The sequence below is a fragment of the Marinobacter sp. LV10R520-4 genome (assembly GCF_002563815.1).
In the GTDB taxonomy this organism is placed as follows: Bacteria; Pseudomonadota; Gammaproteobacteria; order Pseudomonadales; family Oleiphilaceae; genus Marinobacter.
The window spans coordinates 724,581-738,474 of record NZ_PDJM01000001.1 but is presented as its reverse complement, the minus strand read 5'-3'; the positions used below and the strand labels follow the sequence as shown (position 1 = coordinate 738,474).

The window sequence follows — 13,894 nt, the reverse complement described above, 5'->3', positions numbered from 1 at the left end:
AACCCCAAGTAGGAACCGCTAACGTGTCCGACCCGCAAACCACAGCCACATGGAGTCAGCGCATCGCCGCTAACTGGCGCTATGGCTTTGTATTGGGCGCATTTATCCTGGTAATCGGTGCTATTTCCGTGCGTCTGGTGGATTTGCACGTTATCGACAACGAATTTCTGCGCCAGCAAGGCGACGTTCGAACAATCCGTGTAGAAAGTATTGATGCTCACCGTGGTGTAATTTCCGATCGTTATGGAGAACCACTCGCAGTAAGCACGCCGGTGCAGACGCTTTGGATGAATCCATCGGAGATGGACGCGAAAGATCCGCGCATCGCTAATCTCGCTCGCTTGCTTCAGCTTAACGAAGCTACCTTGCGCCAGCGTTTGACTGACTATGTCGCGCGGGAATTTATTTACCTTCGCCGGAAAATTCAGCCTGAACTGGCGCGTAAAGCCATGGCTCTGGATATCGGCGGCGTTTACTCCCGCCAAGAATATCGGCGCTACTACCCCGCTGGAGAAGTTACCGCCCACATTGTTGGCTTTACCAACATCGATGAAAACGGTCAGGAAGGTATTGAGCTGGCTTACAACCGGGTTTTGTCTGGAGAGCCCGGGCGTAAGCGGGTGTTGAAAGACAACCGTGGCCGGCTGATCAAAGATTTGACGTTGATTCGTGATGCCCGTCCGGGTGGCGAATTGACGTTAAGCATAGACTTGCGCCTGCAATATCTGGCTTACCGCGAACTGAAAGCGGTAGTCAGCGCGCACAACGCCCGCGGTGGCACTCTGGTGATGCTGGATGCGAACAGTGGCGAAGTGCTGGCGATGGTGAACCAGGGCTCCTACAACCCTAATGACCGCAGTCAGTTGGCGGCGGAAAATCTTCGTAACAAAGCCATTACCGATCTGTTTGAACCGGGTTCTGCGATGAAGCCACTGGCTATGGCTGCGGCGCTGGAAACCGATCAGTACACAATCGGCAGCCAGATTGATACGGCCCCGGGCTTTCGCCGTTTTGGCCGTTTTACCATTCGTGACAGTGGCAACTACGGCATTTTGAGTCTGACGGATATTGTTGTTAAGTCCAGCAACGTAGGTATGAGCAGGATTGCCACCGAGATTGGCGGCCAGGTGATTCGTGATTTTTACGCCCGGGTCGGTTTGGGTCAGCCGACGGGTATTGGCTTTCCGGGTGAAGCTGTCGGGGTTCTGCCATCGCCCGTCAAATGGCGTCCGGCGGCAGAGGCCACCCTGTCGTACGGTTACGGGCTTAGCGTAAATGCGCTGCAACTGGCCCAGGCTTACATGGTCATTGCCAACGGTGGCGTGCGCTATCCGTTGAGCCTGCTGAAGCTTGACCAGGCGCCGACCGGCCAGCGCGTGGTGTCAGAGCAGGTAACAGCACAGATTCGCAGCATGCTCAGTGACGTTGTTACTCGCGGCACCGGCAAACGCGCGCAACCGGGATTCTATTCTGCCGGAGGTAAAACCGGCACGGTTCACCTGGTGGGCGCCCAGGGTTACGAAGACGGTCAGTACAAGGCCATATTTGCCGGCATTGCGCCCATTGATAACCCGCGAATTGTCACAATCGTGGCAGTGGATGCGCCCCAGTCTGGCGAGTATTACGGTGGTGAAGTGGCCGCGCCGGTGTTTGCGCGGGTGATGAGCGACGCCTTGCGGTTGCTTAATGTTAAACCGGAGCTGGATATAGTGCACAGCAGTGCGCCGCGGCCCTCGGCACCTTCACCCACCAGCGGGGAGAGGGGCTAGCCATGATAACGTCGCTAAGTACCCTGTTGCAGGGTTTGGTTGTGGTGCCGTCGGTATTTGACGTGACCATCCACGGTTTGCAAACGGACAGCCGTAAAGTGCGGACCGGTGATGCGTTTGTAGCGCTGGCGGGCGCTCATACAGGGCCGGAACATTATATAGACGACGCTATTCGCGCTGGCGCATCGGTGGTTTTGCTGGAATCTGAACAGGCTGGTGAGTGCCGCGAGCGGAGCGGCGCCTTGATCGTGCCGGTGCCCGAATTAAAAGCTCGGCTGGGTAAGCTTGCAGACCGTTTTTTTGAATACCCGTCACAGCGCCTGCAGTTGATTGGCGTAACGGGTACCAACGGAAAAACCTCGGTAACCCAGTATATTGCACAGCTACTTCAAGCGGCGGGCACGCCCTGTGGCTTAATGGGCACGTTAGGTAACGGCATGCCCGAGGCTTTGCAGCCGGCGACCCACACAACCCCAGACGTGGTGCAGGCCAATCGGGTGCTGGCAGGCATTGTGGCCAGCGGCGGCCGCGCTGCGGCTATGGAAGTGTCTTCCCACGCTTTGGATCAGGGCCGTATTGATCGCCTTACTTTAACGGCAGCGGTGTTTACCAATCTGACCCGGGATCACCTTGATTATCACGGCTCCATGGCCGCCTACGGTGAGGCTAAGGCCAAGCTTTTCAGCCATGAAGGGTTGCGCTTTGTGGTGACTAATGTCGACGATCCTTTTGGTCGCACGCTTTACCAGCAGCTTGAAGACAAGTGCGAGCGCCTGGGCTTCAGTCTGCACGAATCGAAAATGGAGTTGTGGGTAAAAGATTTTTGCGCTTTGGACAACGGCTTTCGGGCCGTGCTGGACGGTCGGTGGGGCGAATTCACCATTGAAGCGCCGCTGATGGGCCGGTTCAACGCCAGCAATGTACTGGCTGCGGTTGCCACAGTGATGGCGTTGGGGGTTGATGTAACCCAAGTGCAGCAGGGCGTTTGCCGGCTAGTGCCGCCGGCCGGACGTTTGCAGGTATTTACCGCCGGCGACGGTGCCCGGGCAGTGGTGGATTATGCCCACACCCCTGATGCTTTGAACAACGCGTTGGGGGCGTTGCGCCCCCACGTAAGCGGGCGGTTGATTTGCGTTTTCGGCTGTGGCGGCGACCGTGACAGTGGCAAACGGCCGGAAATGGCGCAACAGGCTGAAAACGGCGCTGATCTGGTGATTGTCACCGACGATAACCCGCGTACTGAAACACCATCCGCTATCACAGCCGATATTATGGCCGGATTTACTGCCCCGGAAAAAGTGCAGCTGATTCACAGTCGTGCCCAGGCCATCGCTGCCGCCCTTGCTCTGGCCGGCCCGGACGATCTGGTGCTGGTGGCTGGCAAAGGCCACGAAGATTATCAGGATATTGCTGGTTGCAAGCACCCGTTCAGTGACAGCGAGCAGGTAACCCAGGCTCTGAAACAACGGGAGGAAGTAGCATGATGCGCTCTTTTTCGCTAGCGGAAGCCGTTCATTGGTTGCAGCCTGACTGTCGTTTTGACGGGCCGGACAAATTAACGTTTAACGCGGTCAACACCGACACCCGTAGCTTGCAGCCAGGGCAGTTGTTCGTGGCGTTGCGTGGTGAGAATTTTGACGGCCACCGGTTTTTGCAAAAAGCGCAGGAGCAGGGCGCAAGCGCTGCTGTCGTGGATTGCATTGATGCCGCTGTGGACCTTCCCCAGTTGCTGGTCAGCGACACTTTGATCGCGCTGGGCGAGCTGGCAACGAGACACCGTGCAACCAGCAACGCGACTCTGATTGCCATTACCGGTAGCAGCGGCAAAACCACGGTGCGTGAAATGACCGGGGCGATTTTGCAGCAAATGGGCCCGGCTTTGATAACCCAAGGCAATCTGAACAATCACATTGGTGTGCCGCTGACTCTGTTTGGTCTGGCGCCTGAGCACCGCTTTGGCGCGATCGAACTGGGCGCCAGTGGCCTTAATGAAATTGCATACACCGTAACGATGGTGAAACCGCAGGTGGCGATTCTGACTAACGCGGGCCAGGCCCATCTTGAAGGTTTTGGCAGCTACCAGAACATCGTGCTTGCCAAGGGCGAGATCATTGACGGCGTGGCTGATGATGGCCTGGTTGTGCTTAATCGGGATGATCCGGCGTTTGATCAGTGGCTGGCCCGCGCCGGCCGTCGCCGTGTGGCAAGCGTAAGTCGCGTTGGCCATGTTGCAGCTGATTACAAGGTCACAGCCGGGGCCGGCGGTCTGCTGCAGATCAGCGGGCCAGAGGGTTGGTTTTGCGAGGTACGGCTTGGCCTTGAAGGTGAGCACAATCTCAGTAACGCCGCTATGGCGGCCGCTGCAGCGCGTGAACTGGGCGCCACCAATGAGCATATCAAAGCCGGGCTGGAACAGGTGCTAGCGGTAAAAGGCCGCCTGCACATACAGCCACTGGCGCAGGGTTGGACCCTTATTGATGACAGTTACAACGCCAATCCGGCGTCGATCAAAGCCGCGCTGGCGGTGTTGGCAAAACGCCCGTCACCGCGCATTGCGGTGCTGGGTGCCATGGCTGAACTGGGAGAGCAGGCTGCCCAGCTACATCAGGAAGTAGCGCAATACGCTCGTGATCTGGGCATTGAGCGGCTGCTGGCGGTAGGCCCGGGCTGTGAAGGCTACGTCCGGGGTTTTGGTGCCACGGTCGAAATCTGCGCCAGTCACAACCAGGCGGTTGATGCCGTTTTAAAAAACATACAGGTACCGGCCACCGTGCTGGTGAAAGGTTCTCGCAGTTCCGCCATGGAGATTGTGGTGGAGGGAATAAAAAATAAGGTGAATGGCACATGCTGCTCTGGCTAACAGAGATACTCTCACAGTACTTCACATCGCTGACGGTGTTTCAGTACCTCACCCTGCGCGGCATTCTGGGCACGCTGACGGCGCTGCTGATTTCGCTGTTGGTGGGCCCGGTGATGATTCGCAAGCTGGCGCAATACCAGATTGGCCAGGCGGTGCGCGACGACGGCCCGCAAACCCATCTGAGCAAAGCCGGTACGCCCACTATGGGTGGCGCGCTTATTCTGGTGGCCATCGCTGTCAGTACCCTGTTGTGGGCAGATTTAAGCAACCGCTACGTGTGGATCACCCTTTTGGTCACTCTGTTATTTGGCGCTATCGGCTGGGTAGATGATTACCGCAAAGTCGTCGAGCGCAACTCCCGTGGCCTGCCGGCCCGGTGGAAGTATTTCTGGCAGTCGGTGGTGGGTGCCGGTGCCGCTATCGCGTTGTTTATGACAGCGTCTCTACCTCAGGAAACCTCGCTGTATCTGCCGTTTTTCAAGCAGGTGTCGCTCACCATGGGGCCGGTGCTGTTTATTCTGCTGACCTATTTCGTGATTGTTGGCACCAGTAACGCGGTTAACCTCACCGACGGACTGGACGGTCTGGCGATTATGCCCACGGTCATGGTAGCCGCGGCGCTGGGCATATTTGCCTACCTGTCGGGCCACGTCCAGTTTGCCAATTACCTGTTGATTCCGCGCTTGCCTGGCACCGGCGAACTGATTGTGTTTTGTGGCGCCATTGTCGGCGCCGGTCTGGGATTTTTGTGGTTCAACACCTATCCCGCGCAGGTGTTTATGGGCGATGTCGGTGCTCTTGCCCTGGGCGCAGCTCTTGGCATAGTGGCGGTAATTGTACGCCAGGAAATTGTGCTGTTCATTATGGGCGGCGTGTTTGTGATGGAAACCGTATCGGTGATTTTGCAGGTGGCGTCGTTCCGCCTGACCGGGCGGCGAATTTTCCGCATGGCGCCGCTGCATCACCATTTTGAATTGAAGGGCTGGCCCGAACCGCGGGTTATCGTGCGTTTTTGGGTTATTACCGTGGTTCTGGTGTTGATTGGTTTGGCCAGTTTGAAACTGAGATAAAGGAGTGTTGCCGAATATGGGTGTCATTGTGTCCGATCGTCGCACGTTGATTGTAGGGCTCGGTAAAACCGGGCTTTCCTGCGTGCGCTATCTGGCAGCACAAGGCCGCAAGCTGGCCGTAGCGGATACCCGTGAGGCGCCACCGGGCCTTGCTGAGCTGCAAGCCGGTTGGCCTGACGTCGAAGTGCATTTAGGCGCGTTTGACAGCGGCTTTTTCAGCGCTTTCAGTGAACTGATTGTAAGCCCGGGTATCAGTGTGGCCGAGCCCGCTATTGCTGCTGCCGCCGCCAGTGGCGCGCGTATTCGCGGTGATATTGATCTGTTTGCAGAAGCTGCCGATGCGCCGATTATTGCTATCACCGGCTCCAATGGCAAAACCACAGTCACCACGCTGGTCGCCGACATGGCTCGTGATGCCGGCTACCAGGTTGCAGTGGGTGGCAATATTGGCACTCCGGCGCTGGATTTGCTGAATACCGGTGCGCGCTTATACGTGTTGGAACTGTCCAGCTTTCAACTGGAGACCACGGATGAACTGAATGCACTGGCGGCCACGGTACTCAATGTCAGCGACGACCATATGGACCGTTACCCAGACAAAATGGCCTATTACCAAGCCAAACAGCGGATATTCCGGGGCTGCCAGTACGCCATTGTGAATCTGGATGACGCTCTAAGTACCCCCATGGCACGGAACACGCTGCGCTTTGTCTGCTTTGGTATGAACCGGGTCAACCCAGAGACCTTTAGCACCCGTGACGACAGTGTCAGTGGCCACCCCTGGGTAACCTGGGGACTGGATAATCTGATTCGCGCCGATGAACTTGGGCTAATCGGCCGCCATAACCTTAGCAACGTAATGGCGGCGCTTGGTCTGGGCAAGGCGGCGGGTTTGCCGATGGACAGCATGTTGAAGACGGCGCGGGCATTTCACGGTTTGCCCCACCGTTGCGAGCCTATTCGTCTGGTCAACGGTGTTGAATATATCAACGATTCCAAAGGCACCAACGTGGGCGCTACAGCCGCCGCGCTCGACAGCCTGGCACCGGTGGCGGGAAAAATTGTGCTGATTGCTGGTGGTGATGGCAAAGGCGCCGATTTCAGCCCACTGGCAGAACCTGCGCGTCTACACTGCCGTGCGGTGGTGCTGATTGGCCGTGATGCGGCGCAGCTGCAAGACGTTCTGGCGCAGGGCACTGCAACCCACATTGAAAACAGCTTGGCCGACGCGGTGGCAAGCGCCGCGAGGCTGGCGCAGCCGGGTGACAGGGTGTTGTTGTCGCCGGCCTGCGCCAGTCTGGATATGTTTCGTGATTATATTGATCGCGGTGAGCGCTTCCGCACGCTGGTGGAGGCGCTATGATTCAGGCCCAATCGGCATTGCCCGTGTACAGCAATCGCCATTCAGCGCTGCAACCCTTGCCATTGCTGATTGTTAGCGCCGCTGCGTTGATGGTGCTGGGGCTGGTGATGATTTCATCGGCGTCCATGGACATTGCCGGTGCCACCTTTGGCAATAGTTACCACTTTATATTTCGCCAGCTTGTGTTTGTGGTGCTGGGCTGCATGTTGGCTCTGATCGTGGTTAATGTGCCGGTTTCCTGGTGGCAGAATAGCGGCTGGTTGCTGCTGGGCGTGGGGTTGCTGGTTTTGGCGCTGGTGCTTACGCCGCTGGGGCACACGGTAAACGGCTCTACTCGCTGGATCTCGTTTGGTATTTTCAACGTTCAGGTGTCCGAAATCGCCAAGCTTTGCCTGGTGGGTTATCTGGCCAGCTACGTGGTGCGCCGCCGCGACGAGCTGTTGAATACCTGGCCCGGTTTTATCAAGCCGCTGGCGGTGATGGGCGTGGCTTCGGGCTTGCTGATGGTGCAGCCGGACTTTGGCGCCACCGTGGTGCTGGTGGGCGCAGCCGCCGGCATGATTTTCCTTAGCGGTGTCAGCCTTATGCGCTTTGCACCCCTAGTAGTGGCGCTGGCTGCACTGGGTGCCCTGGCAGTAGTTGCCGAGCCTTATCGAATGAAACGCGTGGTGAGCTATCTGGACCCTTGGCAAGACCAGTTTAACAGCGGCTATCAGCTGACCCAGTCGCTGATTGCGTTCGGCCGTGGCGAATGGGCCGGCGTCGGTCTGGGCAATTCTATTCAAAAGCTGTTCTTTCTGCCCGAGGCCCATACCGACTTTATTTTCGCCATTATTGCCGAAGAATTCGGCCTGATTGGGGCTTTGTTAGTGGTGGCGCTGTTTACCATTCTGGTGATCAGCGGTTTTGTGATTGCCCGCCGCGCAGAACAGGCCAAGCAGCCATTTGCCGCCTGTTTCGCCTATGGCATCAGCCTGCTGATTGGCTTGCAGGCGGCCATTAACATGGCGGTAGCCACCGGTTTGCTGCCTACCAAAGGCCTAACGTTACCGCTGGTCAGTTACGGCGGTTCCAGTTTGATGATGACCTGCGTGTGCTTGGGCATATTGGCACGCATAGAGATGGAGCGCTTGGATGCTGCAACGGCAGCAGCCGAGCCTGCCGGCAAAAAACACCGGGGAGGAGCTGCTTATGACTGAACCCCGGCGTTTTTTGATGATGGCCGGCGGCACTGGTGGCCACGTGTTCCCGGCGCTGGCTACCGCCCGCGCCTTGCAGGCCCGTGGCCATCAGGTGTTTTGGCTGGGTGCCGTTGGCGGCATGGAACAGCGGCTGGTTGCCGATACCGATATTGAAATGTCGTTGATCCATGTTTCTGGATTGCGCGGCAAGGGCAAGCTGGCGCTGATAAAAGCGCCGTTCAAACTGATGCGTGCCCTGGGTGAAGCGTTCACCATTATGCGGCGCATTCGCCCGCACTGCGTGGTTGGCATGGGCGGCTTTGTGACCGGCCCCGGTGGGTTAGCGGCCAGATTGACCGGCACACCCTTGGTTATTCACGAACAGAATGCCGTTGCCGGTATGACCAACAGACTGCTGGTGCGCTTTGCCGACATCGTGCTGGAAGCATTCCCCGGAAGCTTTGATGCAAAAACCGTCACCCGCTGCACCGGCAATCCGGTGCGCACGGATTTTGCCGCGCTGGCAGCACCAATAGAACGTCTGGCGGGGCGCACAGGCCCGCTGCGGTTACTCGTCGTTGGTGGCAGTCTGGGCGCGCAGGTGTTCAATCAGCAGGTGCCCCAGGCGCTGGCGCAAATGGCGGCCGAGTGTCGCCCGCACGTGCGCCACCAATGCGGTGAAAATCACGCCGAGGCCGCTCGCGATGCCTATCAGACAGCGAACGTTGAGGTCAGCGTGGAGCCATTTATTACCGATATGGCCGGGGCTTTTGCCTGGGCTGATCTGGTGCTGTGCCGCGCGGGTGCGTTAACGGTGTCGGAACTCTGCGCTGCCGGTTGCGCCGCCATTCTGGTGCCTTTCCCCCATGCGGTGGATGACCATCAAACCCGCAACGGCGAACAGATGGTTAGCGCCGGTGCGGCCTTGCTTATACCCCAGCCGCGCCTGACCCCTGCGCTGTTGGCAGACATCCTGAGCGATCTGGCGAATGATCGTAAGCGGGTTTTAATAATGTCGCAGGCAGCTCGCAAGCTGGCCCGCATCGATGCAACGGAGAGAGTCGTGAATTATTGTTTGGAGGCCGCCAATGGCTGATGCCAACACATTGCCACTGGTATATCAGGTGCCGGAAATGCGCCGCATACGCCATATTCACTTTGTCGGTATTGGCGGTGCCGGCATGAGCGGTATCGCCGAGGTGCTAAAGAACCAGGGCTATAACGTGTCCGGTTCCGACTTGCGCCACGGTACCGTTACCCAGCGTTTGACGGCCATGGGTATTGATGTACAGATTGGCCATCGCGCCGAAAATACTGAAAAAGCCGATGTGGTCGTAGTGTCTTCAGCGGTGGCGTCCAACAACCCGGAAGTGGTTGCGGCGCGCAGTAATCGCATTCCCATCGTACCGCGGGCAGAAATGCTGGCGGAAATCATGCGTTATCGCCACGGCATCGCGGTTGCCGGAACCCACGGCAAAACCACCACCACCAGCCTGATTGCGTCGGTGTTTGCCGAGGCAGGTCTGGACCCAACGTTCGTAATTGGTGGCAAGCTGAACAGCGCCGGCACCAATGCCAAGTTGGGCGGATCGCGCTACCTGATCGCGGAAGCCGACGAAAGCGACGCATCGTTTCTGCACCTGACACCACTGATTTCCGTGGTCACTAACATCGAAGCCGACCACATGGACACCTACGGTGGCGATGTGGAAAAGCTGAAGCAGACCTTTGTTGATTTCCTTCACAACCTGCCGTTTTACGGCGTGGCCGTGATGTGCATCGACGATCCCTACGTGCGTGAAATACTGCCGCGTATTTCGCGCACCATCATCACCTACGGAATTGATAACCCAGAGGCCGACTACCGCGCCGAGAACATTGAGGCCGACGGCCTGCGCACGCGCTTCCTGGTGAAACGCCCGGGGCCGCGGGCCGATTTGCAGGTAGAGCTGAAAATGCCGGGCCGCCACAATGTGCTCAACGCGCTGGCGGTGATTGCCGTGGCCACCGATGACGGCATTGACGACGCGTCAATCGGCCGTGGCTTGGCGGGTTTTGCCGGTGTTGGCCGGCGCTTCCAGGTGTACGGTGACTATCCGATCGCTAAGGGTTCCATAACTTTGGTTGACGATTATGGCCACCACCCCACCGAAGTCGCCGCGGTCATTCGTGCCGCCCGTGACGCCTGGCCCGGCCGTCGCGTGGTCATGCTGTACCAGCCGCACCGGTTCAGTCGCACCCGCGACCTTTACGAAGATTTTGTCAAAGTGCTGTCCACGGTGGACGGCTTGCTGCTGATGGACGTTTACTCCGCCGGCGAAGCAGCCATTCCCGGATGTGACGGCCGCGCCCTGTGCCGCAGCCTGCGCCAGCGAGGCAAAGTAGAGCCGGTGTTTGTCGAACACAATAAAGACATCGAAAGCCTGTTGGCCAGCGTGTTGCGCGATGGTGACTTGCTGATAACCCAAGGGGCCGGTGATATCGGGGCCGTGGCAGCCCGCCTGGCAACAACGGGAGTGGTAGCGACAGGGAGGATAAGCGGTGAGTGACCAGCAGCACTATTCAGCACTGCAGCCGTTTCAGGCCGACCCTGCCATGGTGAAAGCATTTGGCCGGGTGGCCGTGTTTATGGGCGGTGATTCCGCCGAGCGCGATGTGTCCCTGAAAAGCGGCCAGGCAGTGCTTTCGGCCCTGCTGTCTGCGGGTGTAAATGCCTTTGGCATAGATGTGCAGGGTTGTCTGTTGAAAACCGTGGAGCAGCCCGAGTTTGACCGGGTATTTATTGCGTTGCACGGTCGCGGTGGTGAAGACGGAACGTTGCAGGCAATTCTATCCCAGGCTGGTATACCGTTCACCGGCAGCGATGTAATGGCTTCGGCTCTGGCCATGGACAAGCTGCGCACCAAGTACGTATTCGCCGGTTGCGGTTTGGCCACGCCCAAGTTCCGCACCATGGCTTCTGCGGACGACGCCATTAGTATCGCCGCTGAGTTGCGCATGCCGCTGAGCGTGAAACCGTCCCGTGAAGGCTCCAGCATCGGCATCTGCAAAGTCACCAGCGCCAGCGAATTGGTGCAGGCATGGCAGGCGGCCGCGGCTCTGGATACCTCGGTGTTGGTGGAAGAGTGGATTGAAGGCCCGGAATTTACCGTCAGTTTGTTGCAAGACCGCGCGCTCCCGGCCATCGGCCTGAGTACCGATCATGTGTTTTACGATTACGACGCCAAATATCTGGCCGACGACACCCGCTACTGCATTCCCTGTGGGCTGTCAGCAGACGATGAACTACGTCTTCAACAGTTGGCGCTGGAAGCCTTCCGGGTTGTGGGCTGCCGCACCTGGGGCCGGGTCGACATTATGCAAGACACCGATGGCAAGTTCTGGTTGCTAGAGGTGAATACCGTGCCGGGAATGACCGACCACAGCCTGGTGCCGATGTCGGCGCGGGCAGCGGGTATCAGTTTTGAGGAACTGGTGGTGCGCATTCTGGCGGACACTCTCGAGCAAAGCGGCGCGGAACAGGAAGGAGAGCCAAGCCATGCTTGAAAACCTGCTGATCCGGACTCGGGCCCTTCCGTCCGAACCGCCGCAGCGCCGGGGGGCAACAACCCTTGGCCCGCAGCAAGACCGGTTTGCAGTGTTAAGGGCTGTCTTTAGCGCCGTGCCTTGGGTGCAGTTTGGTTTGGGTATTGTGGTGATTCTGACAGCGGCACTGGTGCCCTGGGGCGCCAGTAAAGTGTTGGCGGCGATGGACCAGCAAATTCTGGCCATTGATGTGAATGGCACGCTGGTGGGCGAAAACCAGGTGGACCTGGAACGCCACCTTGGGGACTGGGTTGGAGGCAGTTATTTCGCAACCGATCTGGCAGAGATCAAGGCCAGTCTGGAACAGCGCCCGTGGGTTGAATCGGCGGCCGTAAAGCGCGAATGGCCAGACCGTCTGACGGTCAACATCCGCGAGAAAAAGCCACTGGCCTACTGGAGCGACGGCCGCCTGGTTAGCCGTACGGGCGAGTTGTTCAGCCCGCCCAACCCGCAAGTAGCCGGTGCTTTGCCGCTGCTGTCCGGCCCTGATGAGCGGGTGCGAGAGGTGATAACCATGGCGCGCACGCTGAGTGATCAGCTGGTTGGCCACGGCCTTGGTTTCAGTGGCCTGAATTTGGAGCAGCGCGGGGCGTGGACCTTGCGCCTGGGTAACGGCATAGATGTGGTGCTGGGCCGTGATCAGGTCGAGCAGCGTTTTGAGCGGTTTATGACCGTGTATCAGGCCCGGCTTGCGTCCCGGGCAGATGAAGTTAGCAGGGTGGATGCGCGCTACACAAATGGTGTTGCGGTGCAGTGGAAGGCAGTTACGGCTGCCTCAACTCCGAAAACATAACAACGGTTTATTCAGACCTAGGGTTTGGTGGAACACATGTCATCGGTTGAAACGGAAAACATGATTGTCGGCCTGGATATTGGCACCTCAAAAGTGGTGGCCATTGTCGGCAAGCGCAAAATGGACGGCTCTATTGAAGTAGTGGGCGTTGGCTCTAACCCCTCAAAAGGGCTGAAGCGCGGTGTCGTGGTCAATATTGAAGTCACGGTTCAGGCCATTCAGCGTGCGGTAGAAGAAGCCGAACTGATGGCCGGCTGCCGCATTCACTCGGTGTATGCAGGCATTGCCGGCAGTCACATCAAAAGCCTGAATTCCCACGGCATTGTGGCCATTCGCGACCGCGAGGTGACCCAGGCAGATATCGACCGGGTCATTGACGCAGCCCAGGCCGTAGCCATACCGGCAGATCAGAAAATTCTGCACATACTGCCGCAGGAATTCGTGATTGATAATCAGGAAGGCATTAAAGAGCCCCTGGGGATGTCCGGCGTGCGCCTGGAAGCCAAGGTGCACTTGGTGACCTGCGCAGTGAATGCCGCCCAGAATATTGAAAAATGCATTCGCCGCTGCGGTCTTGAAGTTGACGACATCATTCTTGAGCAGCTGGCTTCCAGCCACGCCATTCTCACTGAAGATGAAAAAGAGCTGGGCGTGTGTGTAGTGGATATGGGCGGCGGCACCACCGACATAGCGGTGTTTACTGGCGGTGCTATTCGCCACACCGCCGTGATTCCCATCGCCGGTGACCAAGTCACTAACGACATCGCCATGGCGTTGCGTACGCCAACCCAGAACGCTGAAGAAATTAAAATCAAATACGCCTGCGCGCTGACCCAGCTGGCGGGCGCGGATGAAACCATCAAAGTGCCCAGCGTCGGCGACCGTGCTCCGCGGGATTTGTCACGTCAGGCTTTGGCCGAAGTGGTTGAGCCCCGCTACGAAGAACTGTTCATGCTGGTGCAGTCGGAACTGCGACGTTCGGGATTTGAAGAAATGATTCCAGCGGGCATCGTGATTACGGGAGGCGCATCCACCATGGAGGGTGTGATTGAGCTGGCAGAAGAAATTTTCCACATGCCGGTCAGGTTGGCCTGTCCGCAGGCCGTGTCGGGCATGACGGAAGTGGTTAATAACCCGATTTACGCCACCGGCGTTGGGTTGTTGATACATGGTTTCCGCCAGATGGATCTGGGGCGGGCACCGGTGCTCAAGGGGGAGCATGCTCCCACGCTGTTTGAGCGAATGAAGGCCTGGTTTACCGGCCATTTTTGAG

The 13,894-nt window shown here is 58.2% G+C and carries 11 protein-coding genes; all 11 read left to right on the top strand.

Features of this window, described 5'->3' with window-relative positions; translation table 11 throughout:
• Window positions 1–23 precede the first annotated feature (23 nt).
• From ATG98_RS03505 to ftsA, 11 genes are read left to right on the top strand one after another with little or no spacing between them, the layout of a single operon-like run.
• The gene (locus tag ATG98_RS03505; RefSeq protein WP_098422150.1) at window positions 24–1,769 is read left to right on the top strand and encodes a peptidoglycan D,D-transpeptidase FtsI family protein; all 1,746 of its coding nucleotides are present in this window, start codon (window positions 24–26) and stop codon (window positions 1,767–1,769) included.
• Window positions 1,770–1,771: 2 nt separating this feature from the next.
• Complete coding sequence (locus tag ATG98_RS03500; protein ID WP_098422149.1) at window positions 1,772–3,253, top strand: UDP-N-acetylmuramoyl-L-alanyl-D-glutamate--2,6-diaminopimelate ligase; 1,482 nt, start codon at window positions 1,772–1,774, stop codon at window positions 3,251–3,253.
• Window positions 3,250–4,629: a UDP-N-acetylmuramoyl-tripeptide--D-alanyl-D-alanine ligase gene (locus tag ATG98_RS03495; protein WP_098419521.1), complete on the top strand. Its 1,380-nt coding sequence runs from the start codon at window positions 3,250–3,252 to the stop codon at window positions 4,627–4,629. Before ATG98_RS03500 ends, ATG98_RS03495 begins: the two co-directional genes overlap by 4 nt.
• Window positions 4,614–5,699, top strand: a complete 1,086-nt coding sequence (gene mraY / locus ATG98_RS03490) for a phospho-N-acetylmuramoyl-pentapeptide-transferase (protein ID WP_098419520.1) — start codon at window positions 4,614–4,616, stop codon at window positions 5,697–5,699. The genes ATG98_RS03495 and mraY overlap by 16 nt, the downstream gene beginning before the upstream one ends.
• Window positions 5,700–5,715: 16 nt before the next feature.
• Window positions 5,716–7,062, top strand: a complete 1,347-nt coding sequence (gene murD / locus ATG98_RS03485) for a UDP-N-acetylmuramoyl-L-alanine--D-glutamate ligase (RefSeq protein ID WP_098419519.1) — start codon at window positions 5,716–5,718, stop codon at window positions 7,060–7,062.
• Window positions 7,059–8,261, top strand: coding sequence for a putative lipid II flippase FtsW (gene ftsW / locus ATG98_RS03480; protein ID WP_098419518.1), 1,203 nt, complete (start codon window positions 7,059–7,061; stop codon window positions 8,259–8,261). Before murD ends, ftsW begins: the two co-directional genes overlap by 4 nt.
• Window positions 8,254–9,339 (top strand): undecaprenyldiphospho-muramoylpentapeptide beta-N-acetylglucosaminyltransferase, encoded by a 1,086-nt coding sequence (gene murG, locus ATG98_RS03475; protein WP_098424359.1) that lies wholly within the window; start codon window positions 8,254–8,256, stop codon window positions 9,337–9,339. The genes ftsW and murG overlap by 8 nt, the downstream gene beginning before the upstream one ends.
• Entirely contained in the window at window positions 9,332–10,792 is a 1,461-nt protein-coding gene (gene murC, locus ATG98_RS03470; RefSeq protein ID WP_098422148.1) for a UDP-N-acetylmuramate--L-alanine ligase, read from the top strand. Before murG ends, murC begins: the two co-directional genes overlap by 8 nt.
• 46 nt (window positions 10,793–10,838) lie before the next feature.
• Window positions 10,839–11,789, top strand: coding sequence for a D-alanine--D-alanine ligase (locus tag ATG98_RS03465; protein ID WP_179888259.1), 951 nt, complete (start codon window positions 10,839–10,841; stop codon window positions 11,787–11,789).
• Entirely contained in the window at window positions 11,782–12,621 is an 840-nt protein-coding gene (locus tag ATG98_RS03460; RefSeq protein ID WP_098422146.1) for a cell division protein FtsQ/DivIB, read from the top strand. Before ATG98_RS03465 ends, ATG98_RS03460 begins: the two co-directional genes overlap by 8 nt.
• 36 nt (window positions 12,622–12,657) lie before the next feature.
• Window positions 12,658–13,893: a cell division protein FtsA gene (gene ftsA, locus ATG98_RS03455; RefSeq protein WP_098422145.1), complete on the top strand. Its 1,236-nt coding sequence runs from the start codon at window positions 12,658–12,660 to the stop codon at window positions 13,891–13,893.
• Window position 13,894: the final 1 nt, after the last annotated feature.